This is a genomic window from Spirillospora sp. NPDC127506 (assembly GCF_040302145.1).
Taxonomy (GTDB): domain Bacteria; phylum Actinomycetota; class Actinomycetes; order Streptosporangiales; family Streptosporangiaceae; genus Spirillospora.
The window spans coordinates 1-22154 of record NZ_JBEORG010000057.1 but is presented as its reverse complement, the minus strand read 5'-3'; the positions used below and the strand labels follow the sequence as shown (position 1 = coordinate 22154).

At 70.8% G+C, this 22154-nt stretch carries 19 protein-coding genes and 1 riboswitch; of the genes, 5 read left to right on the top strand and 14 right to left on the bottom strand.

Going from position 1 to position 22154, the window contains the following annotated elements:
* The first annotated feature begins 486 nt into the window (after nucleotides 1–486).
* Nucleotides 487–1764, top strand: coding sequence for an NsdA family TPR-like regulatory protein (locus tag ABTW95_RS32575; RefSeq protein WP_500228302.1), 1278 nt, complete (start codon nucleotides 487–489; stop codon nucleotides 1762–1764).
* On the opposite strand, the gene ABTW95_RS32570 is transcribed toward ABTW95_RS32575, so the two are convergent.
* From ABTW95_RS32570 to ABTW95_RS32540, 7 genes are all read right to left on the bottom strand, one after another.
* Nucleotides 1745–2404, bottom strand: a complete 660-nt coding sequence (locus ABTW95_RS32570) for an HAD family hydrolase (protein WP_500228301.1) — start codon at nucleotides 2402–2404, stop codon at nucleotides 1745–1747. The two genes, ABTW95_RS32575 and ABTW95_RS32570, sit on opposite strands and share 20 nt — an antisense overlap.
* A 131-nt stretch (nucleotides 2405–2535) precedes the next feature.
* A complete protein-coding gene (locus ABTW95_RS32565) occupies nucleotides 2536–3933 on the bottom strand; it encodes an RNA-binding domain-containing protein (RefSeq protein ID WP_500228300.1) in 1398 nt (465 codons plus the stop codon).
* 562 nt (nucleotides 3934–4495) lie between these two features.
* A complete protein-coding gene (locus ABTW95_RS32560; protein ID WP_500228299.1) occupies nucleotides 4496–4885 on the bottom strand; it encodes a DUF5958 family protein in 390 nt (129 codons plus the stop codon).
* 600 nt (nucleotides 4886–5485) lie between these two features.
* Nucleotides 5486–5935, bottom strand: coding sequence for a hypothetical protein (locus tag ABTW95_RS32555; RefSeq protein WP_500228298.1), 450 nt, complete (start codon nucleotides 5933–5935; stop codon nucleotides 5486–5488).
* A gap of 218 nt (nucleotides 5936–6153) precedes the next feature.
* A complete protein-coding gene (locus tag ABTW95_RS32550) occupies nucleotides 6154–6429 on the bottom strand; it encodes a MoaD/ThiS family protein (RefSeq protein ID WP_396450301.1) in 276 nt (91 codons plus the stop codon).
* A gap of 14 nt (nucleotides 6430–6443) precedes the next feature.
* On the bottom strand, nucleotides 6444–7688 hold the full coding sequence (gene thrC / locus ABTW95_RS32545) for a threonine synthase (protein ID WP_396450303.1): 1245 nt from the start codon (nucleotides 7686–7688) through the stop codon (nucleotides 6444–6446).
* Nucleotides 7689–7704: 16 nt separating this feature from the next.
* A riboswitch (SAM riboswitch) is annotated at nucleotides 7705–7846 on the bottom strand.
* A 115-nt stretch (nucleotides 7847–7961) separates the two neighbouring features.
* Nucleotides 7962–8900, bottom strand: coding sequence for a cation diffusion facilitator family transporter (locus tag ABTW95_RS32540; RefSeq protein ID WP_500228297.1), 939 nt, complete (start codon nucleotides 8898–8900; stop codon nucleotides 7962–7964).
* Nucleotides 8901–9008: 108 nt separating this feature from the next.
* Here ABTW95_RS32540 and ABTW95_RS32535 point away from each other — a divergent pair, with 108 nt between their 5' ends.
* Nucleotides 9009–10529, top strand: a complete 1521-nt coding sequence (locus ABTW95_RS32535; protein ID WP_500228296.1) for an alpha,alpha-trehalose-phosphate synthase (UDP-forming) — start codon at nucleotides 9009–9011, stop codon at nucleotides 10527–10529.
* A 126-nt stretch (nucleotides 10530–10655) separates the two neighbouring features.
* Here the strand turns inward: ABTW95_RS32535 and ABTW95_RS32530 are convergent, their stop codons facing one another.
* Both ABTW95_RS32530 and ABTW95_RS32525 read right to left on the bottom strand, forming a co-directional pair.
* Nucleotides 10656–11678: a sulfotransferase family protein gene (locus ABTW95_RS32530; RefSeq protein WP_500228295.1), complete on the bottom strand. Its 1023-nt coding sequence runs from the start codon at nucleotides 11676–11678 to the stop codon at nucleotides 10656–10658.
* Between the two features lie 102 nt (nucleotides 11679–11780).
* Nucleotides 11781–12332 (bottom strand): RNA polymerase sigma factor, encoded by a 552-nt coding sequence (locus ABTW95_RS32525; protein ID WP_396450313.1) that lies wholly within the window; start codon nucleotides 12330–12332, stop codon nucleotides 11781–11783.
* Here ABTW95_RS32525 and ABTW95_RS32520 point away from each other — a divergent pair.
* Complete coding sequence (locus ABTW95_RS32520) at nucleotides 12326–14407, top strand: serine/threonine-protein kinase (protein ID WP_500228294.1); 2082 nt, start codon at nucleotides 12326–12328, stop codon at nucleotides 14405–14407. The two genes, ABTW95_RS32525 and ABTW95_RS32520, sit on opposite strands and share 7 nt — an antisense overlap.
* A gap of 412 nt (nucleotides 14408–14819) precedes the next feature.
* Nucleotides 14820–15407, top strand: coding sequence for a PadR family transcriptional regulator (locus ABTW95_RS32515; protein ID WP_396450317.1), 588 nt, complete (start codon nucleotides 14820–14822; stop codon nucleotides 15405–15407).
* 50 nt (nucleotides 15408–15457) lie between these two features.
* On the opposite strand, the gene ABTW95_RS32510 is transcribed toward ABTW95_RS32515, so the two are convergent.
* The 3 genes from ABTW95_RS32510 to ABTW95_RS32500 form a co-directional block, all read right to left on the bottom strand.
* Entirely contained in the window at nucleotides 15458–16258 is an 801-nt protein-coding gene (locus ABTW95_RS32510) for a hypothetical protein (RefSeq protein WP_500228293.1), read from the bottom strand.
* Between the two features lie 806 nt (nucleotides 16259–17064).
* On the bottom strand, nucleotides 17065–17886 hold the full coding sequence (gene otsB / locus ABTW95_RS32505) for a trehalose-phosphatase (protein ID WP_500228292.1): 822 nt from the start codon (nucleotides 17884–17886) through the stop codon (nucleotides 17065–17067).
* A gap of 19 nt (nucleotides 17887–17905) precedes the next feature.
* Nucleotides 17906–18229: a DUF3263 domain-containing protein gene (locus ABTW95_RS32500; protein ID WP_396450323.1), complete on the bottom strand. Its 324-nt coding sequence runs from the start codon at nucleotides 18227–18229 to the stop codon at nucleotides 17906–17908.
* Between the two features lie 325 nt (nucleotides 18230–18554).
* Here ABTW95_RS32500 and ABTW95_RS32495 point away from each other — a divergent pair, with 325 nt between their 5' ends.
* On the top strand, nucleotides 18555–19169 hold the full coding sequence (locus tag ABTW95_RS32495; protein WP_396450325.1) for a MarR family winged helix-turn-helix transcriptional regulator: 615 nt from the start codon (nucleotides 18555–18557) through the stop codon (nucleotides 19167–19169).
* A gap of 117 nt (nucleotides 19170–19286) precedes the next feature.
* Here ABTW95_RS32495 and ABTW95_RS32490 read toward each other — a convergent pair whose 3' ends face one another.
* Together ABTW95_RS32490 and ABTW95_RS32485 are read right to left on the bottom strand one after the other, a co-directional pair.
* Complete coding sequence (locus ABTW95_RS32490) at nucleotides 19287–19583, bottom strand: SHOCT domain-containing protein (protein ID WP_396450326.1); 297 nt, start codon at nucleotides 19581–19583, stop codon at nucleotides 19287–19289.
* A gap of 121 nt (nucleotides 19584–19704) precedes the next feature.
* Nucleotides 19705–21831: a S8 family peptidase gene (locus ABTW95_RS32485; RefSeq protein ID WP_500228291.1), complete on the bottom strand. Its 2127-nt coding sequence runs from the start codon at nucleotides 21829–21831 to the stop codon at nucleotides 19705–19707.
* Between the last annotated feature and the right edge of the window lie 323 nt (nucleotides 21832–22154).

Genomic DNA, 22154 nt, shown 5'->3' with positions numbered 1-22154 from the left:
GGTCACCCACTCCCAGAGAAGGGAAGGCGGGGCCGGTAGGACGAGCGACGACGAGGAGACCCATCACCCCGAGCGCGGTCAGGTCCGGGGGGACCCCCAACCCGCGCTCCAGCCGCCGTGACGCCCACCGGCCCCGCAGCTTCTTGGACTACGCCGCCCGCGTCTTACGCGAGGGCGCACACCAACGACACGGCACCCGCTCAACCTCCGGTCCGGAACCATTCGGCGCTCCGACCAGGACCGCCCGCCGCGAGTGGGCGAACTTCCACCCGCGACCGCTGCAGTTCCTGCACCCGTTGCTCGCTTGCTCGTCTCGCATGGAGGCAAGACTCTCGCGGCACGACGTCCTATCGAAGGCCGTCCATAGGTCTCTATGAGGACGTTTAAAGGACGCTGGATAGAGTTAGACATGTCACAGCGTCCGCTCAGTGCCCCTATGGGGGCTAAAGTCGGACCCGTAGAGGACTCACAGCGGAGGGAACGACGATGCCACGTCCGGCAGGCAACACCCGTCTCAAAGCAGCCCGGCAGCACGCCGGGTACGCATCCCAGCAGGCACTGGCCGACGCCATGACGGCAGCCGCCCCGCTGCTGGGCCTGGGGAACATGCAGATCAGCGCCCGCCAAATCCGCCGTTGGGAGTCCGCGTCCCCGCCGTGGCCGCGCGCCGACCACCAGCGCCTGCTGGTCCACGTGCTGCAACTGCCCGTCGAAGAACTCGGCTTCACCCCGCCGTGGGAGACCCCGGACACGCCGGCGCCCTCACGGCCCAACCCCAACGCGTCCGCCGTCCCCGCCCAGGGAACCGGCGCCACGCTGCCACTTCCCAAGGCCAACGCCGCCGTTCAGCCGCCCACGGTCGGGGCCGACTTCTCCGCGATCAACGGTGCGTTGCGGCGCCTCTACTTCTCCGTTCAGCCCGCCCAGCTCCACCCGACGGTGGTCGAGCACACCAAACTCGGCACGCAGCTCCTGGCCGAGACGACCGGTGTCCCGCGCACCATCCTGGCCACCGCGCTCGCCGAGTCCCTGCTCCTGGTCGGCCGCATCGAGTTCTTCGACCTGCGCCAGCCCGACGACGCCGACGCCTCCTACGTCCGCGCCCTCCAGGCCGCCGGCGAAGCCAACGACCCGCTGCTGGGAGCGGCCATCCTGGCGCACGCCGCGTTCATCCCCGGATGGGATGGCCGACGCGACGAGGCAGCCGAACGCATGCGCGCCGCCCGCACCTACGCCCGACGCGGCACCGCCCCCGCCGAATTCCTGGCATGGCTGGACGCCGTCGAGGCCGAGTGCGAAACCCGCTGCGGACACCCCCGCGAAGCCTTGCGCTTGATCAACCACGCCGAACACCTGCTCTCCGAGAGCACCGGGCAGCCCGCCCCCGACTGGTTCAACTGGTTCTCGCCCATCAGCCTCGCCTCATTCAAGGGCGACACCCAGCTCAAGGCCGGGCAGCCCGCCCAGGCCAAGGCCACACTCCTCGGCGTCCTGAAGGCCATCGGCGACACCAACGCCAAACAGCGCGCCGTCATCCTCGGCGACCTGGCCGCCGTCGAAGTCGCCCAGCGCGACCCCGAAGCCGCATGCTCCTACGCCGAGCAGGCCCTCGACCAACTCGCCGTCACCTGGTACGCCACCGGCATGGACCGCGTGCACGACGTCCGCCGCGCCCTCCAGCCCTGGGCCGACACCGAATGCGTCCGCCGCCTGGACGACCGCCTCTACAGCTGGCAGACCACCCTCAGCGCGCTCCAGCGTTGAACTCAGCGATACGGCCCGGAAGCTCGGCCAGCGAATCAATCCGCATCGTCGGAACGCGGTCGGCTTCCGGGTCGTCCTGCTGAATGATCCCCCACGGCCCCCGCCGGATCAGCGCCGTCCGCAACCCCATCTGCGCCGCGGGCATGATGTCGTTGTCCAACCGGTCACCCACATACAGCACCTGGTCGGCCTCACACGGCGCAGCCTCGACCACGCACCGGAAGAACCCCGGATCAGGCTTGGACACACCCCAGTCATCCGACGTCGCGATCATGTCGCTGGGCAGATCCAGCGACCGCAGGATCCCGCCGGCCCGCACCGTCTGATTCCCCGCGATCCCGACCCACAGCCCATCTCCCCGCAGCTTGGCCAGCGTCGGACGCGCATCCGGGTACAAGTCCTCTTCCCCGAACGTCTCCGGCCGCCCCACCTCGGCCCGCTCCTGCCGCTGCTGCGTCAGATCAAACCCGGGCGCGAACACCTGGAACGTCTCCCGGTAGTCCAACCCCCGAGCGATCACAGCCCCGAACATCGCAGAGAACGTATGCCGAGGCACCCCCAACCAGTCAGCCCACGTCCCATACTCCCGAGACTCATCAACCAGACACTCCCCAACATCAAACACAACCGCACGGATCATGCCCTACACACTACGGCCCCGAGACAGCAGCTATCAGACCGTCCTTCGCTCATGGGTATCAAAGACGACGAAGAACGATGTCGACCAGGCCATATAGAACGTGCTCAGTCCACGCTCATCCACCGCGCATCCTACTTTTCACTCACCAGACGCCATGCCGCCTTGAAGTTACTTCGCCCAGGAACCGGCTCAATTTTGCCACTATCTCTAAGCTTATAAAAGACTTTTTTCATGGCGTTCTCTGATTCGATTCCCGTCAAAGCGCGACCGATCTTATTGGTGATCTCGTCGTGATTTCGAAGGTACTCAAGGACTATTTCTTCCGGGCGAGCCAAGGGTGAATGTTCAAGAACTACCACGAAAGCATTGTCTTCCACGCGAAGGCGCGGCTCCTTCAGGCGCGCGGCCTTCATGGCATTGAACACAGTATCCAAACCTTCGCCAATGTCTTTATTTGGAGCATCGGGATACTTGTTCAACAATCTAACGATTGTTGGATTTCTGGCGAACCTATCCTCGCGAATATTCTCTTGGGTAATATGACCCGGCAAACGCCCAGGACTTCTCACTTCGACACGATTATCGAAGATTAGGATAAGAATATCGTCGGAAATATTATAGTCTCGATGGATCACCGCATTGACGATGATCTCCTTGAGTGCCTCGGGTGGGTAACGCATGGGAGAAAGCGTCCCATCAGGCTGAAGGATGGTGTGCTCTTGGATCATGTGCCGCACCTCCTCAAGCGTACGATCGATTAGCTCACGAGCACACCCATCAATAGTTACAGGTGTTCCCTTCAGGTGCTTTCGTTGTGGAGTCCATTCAGAGGTTTCATAACGCGCGATCTTAACTGCACAGCGTTTAGGGACTACAGCCGACGGCTCTGCGGCAAACAGGATCGCAGCGCCGACCGTTGCTTCATCCGACTTTCGATTTACTAGTCGCTGGCGACGCAAGAACCTTTCAGGCGAAGACGATGGCGTATAGGTCTCCAAAAAGAAGATCAACTCCTCCTCTTCACATAGCTCTTCAAGATCATAGTCTTCCAAGAGTTGATCTTCATAAGACTTGGCGCCCTTGGATAGAGTTAGATCCGCAATAGCCGTGCCTTTCAGTTCAAGCGTTTGCGCTCCGCGTCGTTGATAGACAGCTTGATTGCTAGACTTGTGCACATCTGGACTTTTCTGGATAGACACAAGACAAACAATGCCCTGTTCCATGTGCCCTTCCACCTGCAGGAACTCGATTTCATAGGGCACAGGGGGGGAAATGTCTCGGACCAGCGAACTCTGAATCCAGTTAGCAGCTTCCTGTGAAGGAAATCCCTTCCAACGGGCCAGCCCCGAGGCCACCTTCTCATCTTCAATGCCTACAGCAAACTCCCCACCCTCTGCGTTCGCGAGAGCGCAAGCAATCTTCTGAATCACTTTTCCATCTGCTCGAAGACTCTTGACGTCCCAGAAATGTGACTCATCTCTAGCTACTAGCTTGAGTGCCTCAACTTGAGAGATGATCCGAGTTTCCAAATAAATCTCCAAAACCTAGAACCGACCGTGCAGCACGCTGCTCAAGCGTAGCGCGAACTCAGTGGATGAGGTGGGTACTTACTGCACCTGGCGGGGGACTCTTCAGCTTGCCGAGTTCGGCTGTTTTGGATCAAGGGGCGGCGGCGCTCAGGCCGCTGGCGCGGCCCCGCGCCTGGCCGCCCGGAGCGTGCGGCGTGGGCGCCGGTCACCGGGCGGCCGCGCCGGGCCGCGCATCGCGACGCGCCCGCCGGCCCCGCCCCGTCCGGCCGCCACGGGGGCCGCGCCGCCGCCGGTCATAGGTGCACCGGGTACAGGCACAAGTCATCCCCGGTACAGGGACGTTGCAAGTTGAGGTGGAAATCCGCGGGGCTCCCCCCGACCCCGATCTGTCGAGGATGGCGACGGCCAGAACCCGTCAAGGGCGCCTCCGGCGTCACTACGTGATGGCCTACGGCCACCCTTGACGGAACCTGTCCGTCGCTAGGTACAGGTCTCGTCGGGGCCGGGGGAGGAAGGTGGGGGAAGAACAGCGGCTCCGCCGCTGGCCAAGGCACCTGCGGGATCAGGCCTGGAGGTGGTGCCAAGCATGGGCGCACCGCTCGATGCAACAGTGCTCACGCCGCCGCTCGTCAGCAACGCCAAGGAGCGCCACCAGAAGGCGGAACGCCTTAACCCGCTCGTCCTGCCGCAAGTTGATGATCTTTGCTAGTTGCTCCCCGATACGCCCGCGCGTGATCAGCACGGCCGGAGTGTGGGTGGGGCGGATTCCGGCTCTGCGGATGCTCTCCGGCCCGTCCTCAGCGGTGGCGCGCGCCTGAACGCAGAAGGCCGCGAGATCGCGCAAGGCGTCGAACTGCTCAGTGTCGTTCAGTCCCTCGAACCACTCGACACCCTGGGCAATCGGGGCCATCCCTTGCGCCAACTCATTCAGGATGACCGCACGCTCGTTCATCCCAACCCACCTCACCACACGCGCCCAATCCCGCACGGTCATCGAACCAGATCGCCAAGCGCGGAACAATCACGGAACGGACAGCCCCGTCCGTGCATGGTGGAGCCGTCCGTTCGCAGGTCAGCGAGAGTGCGCTACTCCTCTTGGTCACTCCACCCTGCCGAGTGCAAGCGCCACACATCCTCGCCGGCGGAAGCGTCGCCTACCTGCCCAGACCCCTTCCCACCTGCGGCGAAACCACTCCGGGAACCTCGCAGGCGTGTCGCCGCACCCCACGGTGCGTGATCGTCCGCATCCATCCGCGCAACGATCGCGAACACGTGCACCGGCTTGGGGCGCCGAGCGACGGTCTGTTCCGGACGTCCCACAATCAAAGGTAAGAGGAGCCCAGCGCGTCATCAACGCGAGCCGCTCAACGACCTCCCCGTCGCCGACGATGCAGGGAGCGCACAGACGGCCATCGAGCGAGCGGCGTGGCGAGCCGGCCGGTGGTCAGGACGGAGTTGCGGGCGACTCGCACCATGCGCGCCCTTCAATCGTCACGCTGTCCACCGGCTTCGCGGAGATTGTCCGCGGTGGGGCCGATGTCGGCGGCGTCAGTCATCCGAAAAGGGCCAGCGTGGCGAGAAAAATGGCCGTCATCCCGAAGAACGCCAGCAGTCCGCCCGTCCAGGCAACCGCCCGTTCCTGCCCGAGCGTCGCACCGGCTTCTTTGAGGGCTAGCCGGATGTCCCCGACCGGGTCCAGGTTCCGTACGTGCAACCCCATGCCCACGAACGGTGAATAGACCATGCCCGCCAGCACGAACAGGACGGCGGCAGGCCACGTCGGGGAATCCGTCACGAGCAGGTCGTCGATGAGAAATGTCGCGGAAATGAACAGCAGAGCACCCACCAGGTGCACCGCCAGCGTGAGGAGGCCGGCACGGACAAAGCTCGTTCCCGCTATGCGCACCACCCATGAGCTGTACCGACGCGGGAGCCACAGAAATCCGACGGCCACGCCCCACACAAGGAGCCAGCCGAGCGCCCAGTCCCCGGGAGCACCCATCTCGCCCTCCTCCGGCAGTCCGCGCCCGTAACCCCATGCTTATTGCCGGTAGCGTCGACGACTGTTACGGGATCGACCGCAATGATTCCCGAAGGGGGGCGGCCTGACAATGAGTCGCCGTGCGGAATCAGCGGTTCCGGATGAGTGAAATGGCGGGGACGGCGTTCGGGACGGTGCGTCGGTGGCCCGGCCGCGGGTCGGCCGGGCCACCGCGGGCGTCAGCCGCCGGCGACGGCGGGGATGATGGAGATCTGGGCGCCGTCAGGGGTGGGGGTGTCGAGGCCGTCGGCGAAGCGGACGTCCTCGTCGCCGACGTAGACGTTCACGAAGCGGCGGATCTTGCCCGCGTCGTCCAGGATGCGGGCGGAGATGCCGCTGTAGTTCGTCTCCAGGTCGGCGACGACGGCGCGCAGGGTGGCGCCCTCGGCCTTCACCTCGGACTCGCCGCCGGTGTAGGTCCGCAGGATCGTCGGGATGCGCACGGAAACGCTCATGGATGCTCCTTTTCTCAGGCGAGGCCGGCGGCGCGGAACGCCTCCAGGGACGGGACGATGTTCGCGGACGGTGCGACGACCGGGGAGACGGCGTCCAGGGTCTTCAGGCCGTCCCCGGAGTTGATGATCACGGTCTCGGCGGACGGGTCGAGGGTGCCCGCGCCGATCAGCTTGCGGAGGGTGGCGACGGTGACGCCGCCGGCGGTCTCGCCGAAGATCCCCTCGGTCCGGGCGAGGAGGCGGATGCCCTCGACGACCTCGGCGTCGGTGACGTCCTCGACGGCGCCGTTCGTGCGGCGGGCGATGTCCAGGACGTAGGGGCCGTCGGCGGGGTTGCCGATGGCGAGGGACTTGGCGATCGTGTCGGGCTTCACCGGGCGGACCACGTCGTGCCCGGCCTTGAACGCGGCGGCGACCGGGCCGCAGCCGGCGGCCTGGGCGCCGAACACGCGGTACGGCCGGTCCTCGACCAGGCCGAGCTTGATCAGCTCCTGGAACGCCTTGTCGATCTTGGTGAGCTGGGAGCCGGACGCGACCGGGACGACGATCTGGTCCGGGAGCCGCCAGCCGAGCTGCTCGGCGATCTCGTAGCCGAGCGTCTTGGAGCCCTCCGCGTAGTAGGGGCGGACGTTGACGTTCACGAACGCCCAGTCGTCCTGCTCGCCGGCGATCTCGGAGGCGAGCCGGTTGACGTCGTCGTAGTTGCCGTCGACGGTCACGAACGTCCCGCCGTACACGGCCGTCGTGATGATCTTCTGGGCTTCGAGGTTCGACGGGACGAACACGGCGCTGCGGATCCCGGCGCGGGCCGCGGCGGCGGCGACCGCGTTGGCGAGGTTGCCGGTGGACGGGCAGGCCAGCACCTTGAAGCCGAGTTCGCGGGCGGCGGCGAGCGCGACGGCGACGACGCGGTCCTTGAACGAGTGGGTCGGGTTGCCGCTGTCGTCCTTCACCCACAGGCTCTGCAGCCCGAGGCTCTCCGCGAGGTTGTCGGCGCGGACGAGGCGGGTCAGGCCGGGCTCGGTGTTGGGCGTGTCCGCGACGTTGGACGGGACGGGCAGCAGCCCCCGGTACCGCCAGATGTTGCGCGGCCCGGACTCGATGGACTCCCTGGTGACGCCCCCGAAGTCGTAGGCGATCTCCAGGGGGCCGAAACACTCCTCGCAGGCGTAGAAGGGCCCGAGGTCGCGGGTGGAGCCGCATTCGCGGCAGACGAGGGCGGTAGCCGGTCCGAGGTCTGTGGCAGGCGTGAGTGCCATGAAAGCGAGGCCTTTCTCCCCATCTTTCCTGCGCCACCTTGGTCGCAGGCCGGAGTTGGCACCATCTCCCGGCCGGCCTCGCAGGATCGCGAGCGCGCCTCAGCCGGGTGGTTGCCGGGGCTTCACAGGGCCGGTCCCTCCACCCCTCTGGATGAGCGGTATTCAGTTGTTCGACTACGAGCGCTTTGGCTCGTATGCGTGACTTTACATGAACTGACCGGATGCCAGACAGGTAGGTCCACCGAGTGAGACATTACCCGGCCGAGGTCTTGATCACGCGGGCGACTCCTTGCGCACGGAGCGCTGGGTCGGGTCGAGGAACACGTGCCGGACGATGGGGAGCCGCTCCCGGAGCCGCCGGTCGATCTCCCCCGCGACGTCCTCGGCCTGGTCGGCGCTGATGGCGTCGGAGAAGTGGACCTTGGCGGCGACGAGCAGCTGCTCGGGCCCGAAGTGCATGGTGAGCAGCTCGTCCACGCCGGTCACGCCGGGCGCGCCGAGGATCTCCGCGCGGATCTCGCGCTGCGCCTCCGGGTCGGCCGCCCGCCCGATGAGCAGGACGGTGCTCTCCCGCCCGATCAGCAGCGCCAGCCCGGCGAGCAGCACCCCGATGAGGACGGACGCGAGCCCGTCCCAGAACTCCGACCCGGTGATCTGCCGGAGCACCAGCCCGCCGGCGGCGAGCGCGATCCCGATCATCGCGGCGCTGTCCTCGAACAGCGCGGTCTTGAACGTCAGGTCGGGCGACCGGCGGACGTGTTCGACCAGTTCGTGGTCCGATTCGCGGGTCTCCATGCGCGCCTGGTGGAAGGCGCGGATCAAGGACGCCCCCTCCAGGACGGCGGCGAGGGCGAGCACGGCGTAGGCGAGCCAGACCGCCGTGCCGGTGCCGCCGTGGCCGGTCATGGTCAGGATCCCCTCGAAGATCGAGAACCCGGCTCCGGCGATGAAGATCCCGAACGCGGCGAGCAGCGACCAGACGTACCGCTCGTTGCCGTATCCGAAGGGGTGGCGCTTGTCGGGGGGACGTTCGCTGCGCCGCAGCGAGGCGAACAGGAAGCTCTGGTTGAGGGTGTCGGCGATCGAGTGGGCGCCTTCCGCGAGCATCGCGCTGGACCCGGCCAGCAGGCCGGCGATCAGCTTGGTGATCGCGAGGATGAGGTTGGCCGCACCGGCGACGAGCACGGTCTTCCTCGTCTCGGACCTGCTCATTCCGCCCGTCTACCCTCGGCGCGCCGCGCTAATCCAGGGGGTCCGGCCGTGGCGGAAACCACGCGGGTCACTGTGGAGCGCCCCGGTCGCAACTGAGACCCTTCCGGTATGAGCCAAGTGCTGGTGGCATCCAACCGCGGCCCGGTGTCGTTCTCGCTATCGGAGGACGGGGAGCTCGCCATGCGGCGCGGCGGAGGCGGGCTGGTATCGGGCCTGGCCGCCGTCACCGGCGCCCCGCGCGACCCCGGACCGCCGCGTCCGCTGGAGCCCGCGGGCACGCCGCCGCCGTCCGGCCAAGGCTCCGCGCCGTCCGGCGAAGACCCGGACGTGCTGTGGGTGTGCGCCAGCCTCAACGAGGCCGACCGGACGGCCGCACGCCGTTCACCGGACGGCCGCATAGACCAGGCGGGATACGACACCGGGGGCGCGGCGGTGCGGATGCTCGACATCCCGCCCGCCACGTTCGACCGTGCCTACAACGCGGTGGCCAACTCGACGCTGTGGTTCGTCCACCATCTGCTGTACGACACTCCGCGCAGCCCGCATTTCGATGCGCGCGCACGGCGCGACTGGCAGTCCTATGAGGCGTACAACGCGGCGTTCGCGGACGCCCTGGCGCGAGACGCCTCCCAGGGAGCGAAGACCGCGATCCAGGACTACCACCTGTCGCTCGCTCCGCAGATGCTCCGGGATCGGCGTCCCGACCTGAAGATCGTGCACTTCTCCCACACGCCTTGGGCTCCGCCCGAGTACTACAGGCTGCTGCCTGACGACATCGGGGTCCAGGTCCTCCGCGGGATACTCGGCGCCGACCACGCGGGGTTCCTCACCGAGCGGTGGGCTTCGGCCTTCCTCGACTGCTGCGAACTCGTGCCCGGCGCACGCGTCGACCGGGCGGCCCGGACCGTCACCTGCGGAGGGCACACCACGCACGTGGGCGTCCACGGCCTCGGCGTCGACGAAGCGGCGTTGCGCAAGCGCGCCTCCCAGCAGGACGTCGTCGACCGGGCGCGCGCGCTGAGGGAGCAGGTGGGCGACCGCCGGCTCATCGTGCGGATCGACCGGACGGAGCTGTCGAAGAACATCGTGCGCGGTCTCGCCGCCTACCGCGAGATGCTCACCAACCATCCGGAGTGGCGCGGACGCGTGGTGCACCTGGCGTTCGCCTACCCGTCCCGCTACGACCTGCCCGAGTACCGCGAGTACACCGCGGCCGTCCAACGGATGGCCGAGCAGATCACCGACGAGTTCGGCGGCCCGGACTGGGAGCCGCTGATCCTGCAGGTGAACGACGACTATCCGCGGTCGCTCGCCGCCTACGGCCTGGCGGACGTCCTGCTGGTCAATCCGATCCGGGACGGCATGAACCTCGTCGCGAAGGAGGGGCCCGTCCTGTCGGAGCAGGGGTGCGCGCTCGTCCTGTCGCGGGAGGCCGGCGCGGCGTCGGAGCTGTCCGAGGACGCGCTGATGGTGAACCCGTTCGACGTGACGCAGACGGCGGAGACGCTGCACCAGGCGCTGCTGATGCCGCGCACGGAGCGGGCCGAGCGCTGCGCCCGGCTCGCCGCCGCCGCCACGGCGCTGCCTCCGCAACGCTGGTTCGCCGGGCAGCTCGCCGCGCTCGACTGACCGGGCGCCGGCCGGCCGGCCGGACGGGTCGGCCCGGCCGCGCGGGGAGCGTCCGCCCGCGACGGCGCCGCATGAAGATGCGGCGTGCCGCCCTCTCCGGGCAAGGAGGGCGGCACGCCGCGGGCTTCAGGCGGTGCTGGCGGAGGGTTCGGCGACCAGGCGGCAGTCGACCGGGTTCGGTTCGTGCCGCTGCTTCCAGCGTTCGCGCAGCGCGTCCTTGCTCTGCGCCATGCGGCGGTGCGCGCTGACGCGGGTGAAGTGGGCGAGCTGCGACGCGGACGGCCGCGGCAGCCCGCTCGGCTCGTACCCGTATTCGGCGAGCCGTTCGCCGAACGCGGCCTCCGCCAGGCTGATCTCCCACGGGTCGAGCCGCTCCGCCCAGGAGCCGATGCGGTTGGTGGTGACGGCGTCGTGCGTCCGGCCGTGCCACCGCTTGCGGGACGGGACGGTCTGCCGCGCGAGGCCCTCGGGGTGCGTCATCGCGGGGTCGAAGTCCTCGCCGAGGAAGCCGCAGAGCCGGGTCAGCTCGTCGGCGGGGTCGGCGACGAGCCGCTCGTACTGCAGCTCGTAGTAGGTGTCGGGGCCGAGCCGCGCGGCGAGCCGGCGGCCCTGGTCGATCGTCTCGCGCCACAGCGACACGGCGTGGTGGACGTCGCCGTCGTACCAGGGCATCTCCAGCAGGGACGCGACGCAGTCCCGGCCGTCCCGGACGAGGTGGACGAACTGCGCGTCCGGGAACATGCGCAGCAGCGGCCCGGCGTACCGGATGTAGCTCGGGCGCTTGTCGCCCCAGCGCGCCTTGCCGTGCAGGCGCGCGTAGGCGCGGAACACGGCGCCGAGCGCCGAGCCGATCGTCGGCGGCCCGGCGGCGATCGCCTCGGCGACCTCGCCGGCGTCGAGGCCGAGCTCGCGGAACTTGGTCGACCGGTCGCCGGTGATCCACTCGGCGAGCGCGCGCCTGTTCTTGCTCTCCCTGAGGTCACCGAATTCGCACCGCGCCGTATAGGCGGGGAGGACGAACTTGGTCTCCGTCGGCAGTGCGATGCGCGGATGCGAGTGGAGCATCAGCCGCAGCAGGGTCGTCCCGGAACGGGCGCAGCCGAGAACGAAGATCGGGCGGTCGTGGCGGGAGGCCGGTCCTGATGGCATGCACCGCATGCTGCTGCAGACGCGCAGTTCACGGCACCGATTCTAGACGCACCGTTACCGCGCGATTACCGACCTTTGACGGGCCGTCCGGTCGGCCGGCGGTCAGGTGTAGGACTCGCCCAGCGTCTGCCTGACCTGCTTGCGCGCCTCGTGGATGCGGGACTTGACCGTGCCGAGCGGCAGCTTGAGCTGCTCGGCGATCTCCGCGTACTCCAGCTGCGACACGTCCCGCAGGACGAGGGCCTGGATGAGGTCCGGCTTGCGGGCCTCCAGGTCTTCCATGGCGTCGAGGATGTCGACCCGCGACCCGGCGATGACGCTGGTCCGGCGCGGGTCGGGGCGCTGCTGGGGGAGCTCGCCCGCCTGCTCCACCGAGCGCCGCTTCAGCGACCGGTAGGTGGAGCGCGCCGAGTTGGCGACGACGACGTGCAGCCAGGTGCTGAACCGCGACCGGCCCTCGAACCGGTGGATGTTCCGCGCGACCTGGAGCAACGCGTCCTGGCAGGCCTCTTCGGCGTCCTGCCGGCAGGGCAGGAACCGGGAGGTGTGCCGGAGAACGTCCGGCTCGATCTTGCGGAGGAGCTCGTTGAGGGCGCCCTGGTCGCCCTGCGCGGCCTTCACCGCCAGCTCCTCGGTCCTCTCGTCGAATGCCATGCCGCCTCATTGCTCGTTCGCGGGCTCACCCCGTTTGCTGGGATGATACGGGAGTGTCATTCCCACCAGCTGTAGGCCGTTACCGAATCGATCGCGTCCTGGGTTCGGGGGCGTTCGCCTCTGTGTGGCTGGGGCACGACGACGCCCTGGAGTCACAGGTCGCCATCAAGGTGCTGAACAGCAACCTGGTGGACGATCTGGACGTGCGCAACCGGTTCCTCGAGGAGGCCCGGATCCTGCGCCGCGCCGACTCCGAGCGGCTCGTCCGCGTGCACGACATAGGAGAACTCCCGGACGGGCGCCCGTACTTCGTCATGTCGTACGCGGACCGCGGGACGCTGGCCGACCGCATGCGGGAACGGCCACTTCCGGTCAGCGACGTCGTGGCGCTCGCGGAGCAGATCGCCCACGGCGTCGAGGTGATCAACACCCTCGGGGTGATCCACCGCGACCTCAAGCCGTCCAACGTGCTGTTCCAGTCGACGCGGGACGGCGGCGAGAAGCTGCTCATCGCCGATCTGGGCCTGGCGAAGGCGCTGGCGCACGCGTCCGGGGCGTTCACGCTGCCGGTCGGCACGCCCGGGTACATGTCGCCGGAGCAGGCGCGGTTCGGCGGCGGGCTCGACGTCCGGGCCGACGTGTACGGGCTGGGCGCGCTGACCTACCACATGCTGACCGGGCGGGCCCCGGGCCCGGCGCCGGTGAAGACGCCGCCGAGCGAGCTGCGCGAGGGGCTGACCCCCGCCTTCGACCAGGTGATCATGCGGGCACTGGAGGTGGAGCGGGAGAAGCGGTGGCCGACCGCGGAGGCGTTCGCGGAGGCGCTGTCCACGCTGCGCCCGACGACGGCCCCGGCCGCGCCCACCCCCGTGTCCGGCGCGCCGGCCCCGCGGATCGACGCGGACGCCACCGTCCAGGACTTCTACCGCGACGGCTCCCAGGCGCGCCCGCCCGCGCCGGGCCCCGCCCAGCAGCCGCCCGGTCCCGGGCAGCAGGCGCCCGGTCCCGGACAGGCCGGCGCGCCGGGGCAGGCCGGTGCCCCGGCCGAGATGCGGACGCGGCTCGACCAGCCCGCCGAGGACGACGTCCGCACCTCCGAGATGCGCGTCCCGCAAGGCCCTCCGGTTCCGGGCGGCGGGCAGGCGACGATCGTGGACGACCCCGCCGGACGCCCCGCGCCGTTCCGGCAGGGCGAGGGCCCGACGGCCCCGGACAACGACAACGACCGCACGGTGTCGTACCAGGCGCCGCCGCCGGGCGGGGACAACAAGACCGCCGTGTTCCCGACCCAGCCGCCTCCGCAGGGCGGCGGCGGCCCCGCGCAGCCGATGGGCCCCTACGGCGGCCCGCCACCGCCGACGGGCTTCCAGCCCCCGCCCCCCGGCCCCGTCCAAGGCCAGGCCCAAGGGCCGGGCGGCAGGCAGGGCGGCCTGATGGGCAGGCTCTCCGGCGGCGGGGGGCCGCCCAAGAAGTTCGTCACGCCCCTGATCATCACCGCGGTGGTGCTGGCCGTGGCACTGATCGGCGGGCTGACGCTCGGCGTGCTGTTCTCCGGCGGCGACGGCAAGGACGACGAGGGGAAGAAGAAGCCGGCGATCCCCAAGGACTTCGTCGCGGCCTCCGACAAGGCCGGCAAGATCAAGACGGCGGTGCCGAAGGCGTGGCCGCTGGACCAGGAGCAGACGTGGACGCCGTCCACGGTCCGGCTGAACGACGCCCAGCCGCGGCCCGTGCTGCGCGCGACGCCGAACAAGGCCGCGTTCCTGGGCAACGGCAATGGTCCCGGCGTCTTCATCGGCGTGACCACGGACGTGCGCCCCGGCCAGCTCCCGCCGCCGAGCGCGTCCAACCACCCGCAGTGCACGAAGGCCGCGCCGGAGAACTACACCACTCCGGACGGCGCCCTCAACGGGACGATCACCCGCTTCACGGCGTGCAAGACCGGCACGCCCTCGGTGACCGAGATCGGTCTCAAGGACAAGTCCGGCAAGTTCGGCCTGTGGATCCGCGTCAAGGAGACCGACGACCGCAACGCCACCAAGGACATCCTCGACAACCTCAAGGTCACTCTCTAACCCCACGCCGGCACACCCGAACGCCCCACCGGACACCCCACCGGACACCCGCCGCTGCTCTGGGGACGGACCAGCGCCCCACCTTGGGGAGGCCGCGGGTCTTCGCGGGGTGGCGCGTCTCGCCGTGCCGAAGCGTCTCGCGGTGTTGAAAAGCAGGCCCCTCCCGCCCGGGGGCGGACCCGCTTACCCCCATGGTCAAGCACGCCCGCCATGCGCGGAAGCAGAACGCTGCTCTGGGGATAACCAGGCCAAACAGCGCGAGCCAGGGAGGGCTCCGGTCGCTGCGTGCGCGTGTGCCCCGGTGGCCCGCGCGGGGCCCGGTCAAGAAGCTTGGACGGTTGGTGTTGCATCGCGAGCTATTCCGATATATCGTTAATGCATCGCAACCGATCAATAGAGTTAGGAGACTGCGATGCATGAGCACATGAAGACCAGGCGTGGTGGGGGCCGCAGGCCCGAGGTCCGCGGCCGGCGCGGAGACCCGTTCGGCCCGTGGGGTCCCGGTGGTCCCGGGTTCGGGCCCGGACACCGCGGGCGCGGTGGACGCGGACGGCGGACGCGGCGCGGCAACGTCCGCGCGGCGCTGCTCGCCCTGCTCGCCGAGCGCCCCATGCACGGCTACGAGATGATCCAGGAGCTGGACGCCCGCACCGGCGGGGTCTGGCGCCCGAGCCCCGGCTCGGTCTACCCGACCCTCCAGATGCTGGAGGACGAGGGCAAGGTCGGCAGCGAGGAGCAGAGCGGCAAGCGCCTGTTCTCCCTCACCGACGCGGGCCGGGAAGAGGCGGCGGCGCAGACCGTCGCCCCCTGGGACGAGGTCACCGAGGCCGCCGGCGAGAACGTCCTGCGCGGACGCGAGGCCATCGGCCAGCTGATGGGCGCCCTCCACCAGGTGATGGCCGTCGGCAGCGAGGCGCAGAAGGCGCGCGCGCTGGACGTCGTCAACGACGCCCGCCGCCGCCTCTACGGAATCCTCGCCGACGACCCCGAAGCCGAGTGAGCCCCACCGACCGGAACCGCCGCGGCATCAAAGCCGCGGCGGTTTCGCGTTCACTTCGGGAAAGGCGCCTGCTTGGCGAGCTGGTCGGCCATGTAGAGCTGCTTCCACACGTACAGGCCCATGTCGGAGCGCTTGACGTCGCGGTCGACGGGGACGTCCACCGTGGCGCGCACCAGGAAGGCCGAGCCCGGCGGCATGTACTTGTCGCCGCCGTCCCCCGGGATCAGCTCGCCGCCCGCGAGGCGCCGCACGACCTGGCTCTTGGTCGGCGGCGTGCACATGTCCTCGGGGACGCCGGCCTGCGGCATGCACCGCCCCCGCGCGTCCGGCACGACCAGGTCCCGCTTGACGAACACGTCGCCGGGGAAGTCGAGCAGGACTTTCTTGCCGGACGGGTTGCTGAGGATGTACTCGATGTACGGGAACGACGTCCCCGACGGCGGCGCGGACTGCGATGTCGGCGCCACGCCGTCGCTGACCCCCTCCCCCACCGTGGCGATCTTGTATTTGGACCCGTCGGCCGTGCCGACCGTGATCGGCGCACCGGCGTCCGGCAGCTCGGCGTCCCCGCCCGGCCGCTGCTCGCCGCCGGCCGGCACCGCGCCCGTCCCGTCGTCGTCTCCGGAGCCGGGCGTCAGGATCAGCCCGATCGTGACCAGCCCGGCCAGGATGAGCACCCCCGCCGCGACGAGCCCGCTGCGGCGCCCCGCGCGGCGGCGCGCCCGCCGTTCCCGCTCCTGCTCCAGCGACCCGAGCCGGACCTGCACCCCGCTCGTCTCCCGGACGCCCATCGGCCCGGTCGTGGACGAGCGCTCCTCGCGTCCGGAGTAGGCGTCCTGCGCCTCGGGCACCCCGGCCCACTCCGCGCCGCCGGGCGGCGTGCCTCCACCGGTACGCGGCGAGCCGGCTGACTGTCCGGCGGACGGCGAGCCACCGACCCCGCTCCAGCGGTTGGCCGCCGCCGCGCCCTCCACCTCGCCGGCCGTCCCGGATGCGGAACCGCCCGGCTGCGGTGAGCCTTCACCGCGAGGCCGGCCGCCCGGCTGCGGCAAGTCGGGCGGCGGTGCGGCGCCGGCCGCCCTCGATGGCGGAGCACCGCCCGGCTGGGCTTCGATACGCGGCCAGCCGCCCGTCTGCGACAGGTCGGCCGGCGGGGCGGTCTGCTCCGGGGGCGTGCCGGGCCGAGGCAGGCGGACGGTCTGCGGGAGTCCGGGGGGTTGCGGCACGCCGGGGCCGGCGGGGGCACTCGCCGGGGGCGTGCCCCACACGCGCGGGGGCGCCTCGCCGGACGGGGGCGACTGGACGATCGGGCGCGTCGGCGCGCCCGGCGGGATGGGCGCGCCCGCCGGCTGGACGGGCGTCCCCTCCCGGGGCGTGGCCTTGGGGAGGTCGTGCGCGGGCGCATGCCTGATGTCGTCAGGACGGCGCGGGGCTCCCGAACCCGTCTCCACCATCAAGCCTCCCCATGTCGTGCGGCTCCCCCTGCACCACTCTTACCGCAATTCACCATATTTTGGCGCAATTGGACTCCGGGTCCACCTGCACCCCCAGAGTCACGCGAGATCCGATAAACGTATCCGGAACTCTTGTCACTTGGCCGACAACACGGCTCACTCGGCCGACAACACGGCTCACTCGGCCGGCGACACGGCGCTGATCAGGGCGGGAAATCCAGCAGCTCGCCCATCAGGCCGACCACCCCGTCCGGACCGTCGACCACCAGGTCGGCCCGCTCGGCCAGCGCCGTCACCTCGGCGGACCCGCTGCACACCAGCACGCCCGGCACCCCCTCCGCGCGCAGGTCCTCGACGGCGTCGAAGGCGGCCAGGTCGCCGAGGTCGTCCCCCGCGAACAGCACCGCGGAGGGACGGAAGCCGAGGCCGTCCACGAACGAGCGCAGCGCCCTCCCCTTGTCCATGCCGGGCGGCCGCAGTTCGAGGACGAGCCGCCCCGGCTCCACGGTGAGCCCGGTCCGCTCGGCGAGCGCGGCGAGGATGCTCCGCAGCCGTTCGAGCGCGACCTCCGGCTCGGTGCAGCGCCGGGTGTGCACGGCGAGCGCCTGCCCCTTGTCCTCGACGTACGTCTCGGGCGGCGCGCCCGCGGCCGCGAGGACGCCGGGCAGCTTCGCGCGGGCCTCGGCGACGCCGGGCGGCGGCTCCGGCACGGTCAGCTCGCCCGACTCCCAGCGTTCGAGCCCGTACTGCCCGAGGACGACGAGCCCGTCGATGCCCTCGAAGCCGCCGTACTCGACGGCCGTCGCGGCGGGACGGCCCGTGATGATCACCAGCGAGCCGACCAGCGGGGCCAGCCGGGCGAGGGCCGGGGCCGCGCCGGGATGGGCCCTGGCCGAGGCCGGATCGTCCACAATGGGCGCGAGCGTGCCGTCGAAGTCGAAGCCGAGCACGGCCCCGGCCGGGTTCTTGCGGATGGCGTCGAGGCCGCCGGCGCCGGCGGCCGTCGCGGAGCGGGGAGAAGTCACGTGCCCCAGTGTGCTGGGGTCACGGCCGGATGCCGAGTCGGCGCGCGGCGCGGCTGCGCTGCCGCTGTGACCGCATCCGGCGGAGGCGCTTGACGAGCATGGGATCGCACTCGAGCGCCTCGGGTCGATCGATCAGGATGTTCAGGAGCTGGTAGTACCGCGTCGCCGACATGTCGAACAGCTCGCGGATGGCCTGCTCCTTGGCTCCGGCGTACTTCCACCACTGCCGCTCGAAGGCGAGGATCCGCCGTTCGCGCTCGGAGAGGTGGCCGGCGGGGAAGGCGGCGTCGTCGGCACCGCCCTCGTCTTCGGTCAGGGGTCGCGGGGGTCGGCCATCGTCCATGCTTCCGTCCTGTGGGGGGCCGTCACCTCGGGGCCCGTCGGGGGCGCTCGCCGCTCGCATCAGGTCCCCTCTGTGGTTACTGATCCCGGCTCGTCCGGGTTCGGGCGGGTGCCATGCTACGCGTCCGGGCCGACAAGTTCCGGCGGTTCCCGGGGAACGGCGGCCGGTGGTTCAGTGCATCACATCCCGCTTCACCTGCGGCTCTTTCGCACCGTGTGTCTCATCGCGAACGCATGTCCCGAGAGTCCCAGACATGTGCACACTACATGCGTTAGAGTGAGGAGTTCGCAACGTCCGGCGCCCGACACGCGAACGGAGACCCTGCATGGCGACGGAGACCCCCGCCGCGGGACGGCCCGCCGAGCCGGACGCACCGGTGCCGCGCGAGGGTCCGGGCGACCCCGCCCTCACCGAGATCGCGACGGCGCTGTTCCATCTGCGCCGCGTGTGGGCGAAGCCCGACCTGATGAAGCGGATCCGCGCCCAGACGTCCGCCGGGCCGGACGGACGGCCGCTGCAGCTGTCCAACCTCATGGTGGTGAACGCCGTCGCCGCCCTCACCGCCGCCGCCGAGAGGCCGGAGTGCGCCGCGCGGCGGCGCGAGGTGACGGTCGGCGCCGTCGCGGAGCGGCTGGAGATCGACCCGTCCACCGCGAGCCGGCTGGTGGGCCACGCGATCGACGCCGGGCTGGTGTCGCGCCGCCCGTCCCCCATCGACGCACGCCGCGCCAACCTCGGGCTGACCGAGGCCGGGCGGCGCGTCAAACGGGTCTCCGACCGCTCCCGCCGCGCCTACTTGGACGCCCTCATGGCCGGCTGGACGGCGGAGGAGCGCGCCGAGTTCGCCCGGCTGCTCACCCGCTTCGCCGACGCGGCCGCCCGGGCACCGGAGTATTCGGACGGCATCGGCCGCATCTTCGAAGAGGCCGCCGCCGACTGACTCCCGCCGGCCGGCCTCCGCCGGGGACGCCGGGCCGCCCCCGGCACAGCACTGACCACCGCCCGGTTCGCGGCGGTGGTCAGTTCTCAGCGGGTTCATTCCGCGCCGCGGGCGCGGTCAGTCGCCGTTGCGGAGGGTGGAGACGCGCATGAGGTACTCCTCCTCGTCGATCTCGCCCCGGGCGAACCGCTCGGCGAGGACGGAGCGCGCCTTCGCCATCGGGTCGGCCGCCGCCGCGGCCGCCGAGGCGGTGGCGTTCATCCTGCGGCGGATCAGATAGAAGGCCGCCCCCAGCACGGCCAGCCAGAACAGCCCGAACGTGATCGGGAAGACCGGCCAGAAGGCGGGCGCGTCCCCGTCGTGCCAGCCGCCGGGGTGCATCGCCGCGGCCTGCGTCGCCAACGTCGTCAACATGGTTCATCGACCCTTCCTGTGTGCGGATACGTCGATGCTCGGCGACGGGTACGGGGGCCCGCATCGTCTGGCCGGAGGCACTCGCGCTACGCCCGGCGGAGTACCGCGGCGGCGGGCGCGGTCACCACCAGGGCGGCCGGTAGTCCTCGTCCTCGGCCGGGCGGGCGTGCCGCGAGCGCCGTCCGTGCGGGTCGTCGCCGGCCTGGTCGTCCGGCTGGACGGGCCCGGGCGGCGGCTCCTCATCGGCCGGGAACGCGTCCGCGGCCGCCTCGTCCATGGGAGGTACGGCGGGCGGTTCCGGGGCGAGCGGGGCCGTCGTCCCCGGATCGGGGAGGTCGAGGGCGCCGCGCCGGAACGCCTCCCAGTCGTCGTCATCGAGGGGCGGCGGGTCCTCCGCGGCGGCGCCGTCCACGTCGGCGGCGTGGCGGCCGCTGCCCGCACCATGGCCGTTCAGCAGGTCGTGGCCGTTGAGCACATCGTGCCCGTTGCCGGACCCGTGACCGTTCGTCCCGTTGGACGAGTGCTCGCCGGGGACGAACGGGCGCAACTCGTGCGGCACCATCGGCGGCTGCTTCGGCTCGATCGGCGGCGGCAGCGGCTCCTCGGGGGCGTCGGGCTCGGCGCCCGCCTCCGTATCCCACGAGGACGCGCCCGCGTCGGAATCCCACGCGGAGGTGTCGGAGCCCCACGAGGACGTCCCCGCGTCCCAGGGCGACGTGGCCGGAGGCTCGGATTCCGGCGGCGCGCCGTCATCGGGGACGGCGGGCGGAAGGTCGAAGGGCGGCCCCTGATACGCCTGCGTGTTCTGCCACAGCGGCACGTTGACCGGCGCCATGCCCGGTTCCCCGGCGGGCGGGCCGGACGCGACCGCGGCGGGTTCGCGCGGCACCGCCGGAGCGGACGGCAGGCCGTACTCGGGGACGTCCTCGGTCTCCTCGGTGTCGTCCTCCGGGCGGCGCCGCTGCCGCCAGCCGAGCACGAGCCCGAGGACGACGAGCAGCCCGCCCCCGCCGAGGACGAGCGGGAGCAGGACGCCGGAGTCGCGCTCGGGCAGCGCGGCGGCCGGGGTCGGCGCCGGCGCCGGGGAGGGCGGCTGCGTCTCCACCGGCCCCGCGGACGTCTTGTTGATCTCGTGCGCGGCGTACAGGGTGCGCAGCGCGTCGACCGTCCCGCGGCAGGTGGGCGAGCCGGTCGGATGGCCGCGGCGGGCCGGGGAGCCCTGGATGAGCGCCTGCCTGACCTCCGCCGGCGTCAGCTTCGGGTAGCGGGACCGGACGAGCGCGGCGACCCCGGCGACCATCGCCGACGACGCGCTCGTGCCCGTCCCGACGACGTAGCCGTTGCTGGCGTCCGCGCTGACGATGTCCACGCCGGGCGCGCAGAGGGCGGCGTGGGAGCGGCGGTTGCTGTCCTTCCACAGGCGCAGCCGGCGGTCGAGGGCGCCGACCGCGATCACGCCCGGGTACGCGGCGGGGAAGTTCTTGCGGTTGGCGCCGGAACCGTCGTTGCCCGCGGACGCGATCAGCACGACGTTCTTGGACAGCGCGTACTTGATCGCGCTCTCCTGCGCCGCCGTGCCGTTGTAGAACTGGCGCCCGCCGCCGAGCGACATGTTGATGATGCCGGCGCCGTGGTCGACCGCGTAGCGGATGCCCTGGGCGACGGCGTCGTGCTCGCCGGCGCCGTTCTGCTGCTGCCCGTCGCGCCGCAGCGGGTCGTCGTTCTCCAGCGTGACGCGCACGGACAGGATGTGGCTGAGCGGCGCGACGCCCAGCATCCCCTGCGACTGGCCGGGGCCGTGGCCGTGGCCCGAGATGATGCTGGCCATCGACGTCCCGTGCAGGCCCCAGTAGCGGGTGCCGGGGCGGCGGACGCCGCCGGTGAGGTCCGGGCCGCTGATCACGTGGCCGGTGAGGTCGGGGTGGTTCGCGTCGACGCCGGTGTCGAGGACGGCGACGGTGACGCCGCGCCCCTTGGAGTACTTCCACGCCTTCTGGGCGCGCAGGGCCTTCAGGTGCCACTCGCGCCCGCGGATCTGGTCGGTGCGCGCGTTGACCAGCGTCCCGGCGGACGCGCCGCGGACGGCCTGCCGGCTCACCTGCTCCCCGCCGGACATCATCGCCGCCGGCACGGCCACCGCCGCGCCCAGCGCGACGGCGGTGAGGGCCGCGGTCGCCCTGGCGCCGAGCCGGTGCGCGGCAAGGGCCGGACGGGCGCGCCCCGGACGGCGCCGACCGGCTTCGGACACGCCGCCGCACCTCCCTCCGGCACACCGCCGCGCTTCACGGCGGGTGACATTCTGCCACGCGAACCGCATCCCGCCAGGGCACTCGGCACATTAGGGCACGGCCCCGGACAGTGTGGATCTTCCCCCGCGCACTTCCCCGCCGGCCGCCGTCTACTCATCGGTAACCGATGGGGCGACGGAATGTCACCCGGCCCGCGGAGCCGAGCGTCGGTGCACCCGCCGTGTGGCCCCGCCGTGTGGCCCCGCCGTGTGGCCCCGCCGTGTGGCCCCGCCGTGTGGCCCCGCCGTGTGGCCCCGCCGTGTGGCCCCGCCGTGCGGCCCCG

Excerpts from the sequence above, each read along its gene's own strand:
- ABTW95_RS32550 (WP_396450301.1), bottom strand. The coding sequence starts at position 6,429 with ATGAGCGTTTCCGTGCGCATCCCGACGATCCTGCGGACCTACACCGGC.
- ABTW95_RS32555 (WP_500228298.1), bottom strand. The coding sequence starts at position 5,935 with ATGGGTGCTCCCGGGGACTGGGCGCTCGGCTGGCTCCTTGTGTGGGGC.
- ABTW95_RS32535 (WP_500228296.1), top strand. The coding sequence starts at position 9,009 with ATGAGCCAAGTGCTGGTGGCATCCAACCGCGGCCCGGTGTCGTTCTCG.
- ABTW95_RS32495 (WP_396450325.1), top strand. The coding sequence starts at position 18,555 with ATGGCGACGGAGACCCCCGCCGCGGGACGGCCCGCCGAGCCGGACGCA.
- ABTW95_RS32490 (WP_396450326.1), bottom strand. The coding sequence starts at position 19,583 with ATGTTGACGACGTTGGCGACGCAGGCCGCGGCGATGCACCCCGGCGGC.
- thrC (WP_396450303.1), bottom strand. The coding sequence starts at position 7,688 with ATGGCACTCACGCCTGCCACAGACCTCGGACCGGCTACCGCCCTCGTC.
- ABTW95_RS32560 (WP_500228299.1), bottom strand. The coding sequence starts at position 4,885 with ATGAACGAGCGTGCGGTCATCCTGAATGAGTTGGCGCAAGGGATGGCC.
- ABTW95_RS32530 (WP_500228295.1), bottom strand. The coding sequence starts at position 11,678 with ATGCCATCAGGACCGGCCTCCCGCCACGACCGCCCGATCTTCGTTCTC.
- ABTW95_RS32525 (WP_396450313.1), bottom strand. The coding sequence starts at position 12,332 with ATGGCATTCGACGAGAGGACCGAGGAGCTGGCGGTGAAGGCCGCGCAG.
- ABTW95_RS32570 (WP_500228301.1), bottom strand. The coding sequence starts at position 2,404 with ATGATCCGTGCGGTTGTGTTTGATGTTGGGGAGTGTCTGGTTGATGAG.
- ABTW95_RS32500 (WP_396450323.1), bottom strand. The coding sequence starts at position 18,229 with ATGGACGATGGCCGACCCCCGCGACCCCTGACCGAAGACGAGGGCGGT.
- ABTW95_RS32520 (WP_500228294.1), top strand. The coding sequence starts at position 12,326 with ATGCCATGCCGCCTCATTGCTCGTTCGCGGGCTCACCCCGTTTGCTGG.
- ABTW95_RS32515 (WP_396450317.1), top strand. The coding sequence starts at position 14,820 with ATGCATGAGCACATGAAGACCAGGCGTGGTGGGGGCCGCAGGCCCGAG.
- ABTW95_RS32575 (WP_500228302.1), top strand. The coding sequence starts at position 487 with ATGCCACGTCCGGCAGGCAACACCCGTCTCAAAGCAGCCCGGCAGCAC.
- ABTW95_RS32540 (WP_500228297.1), bottom strand. The coding sequence starts at position 8,900 with ATGAGCAGGTCCGAGACGAGGAAGACCGTGCTCGTCGCCGGTGCGGCC.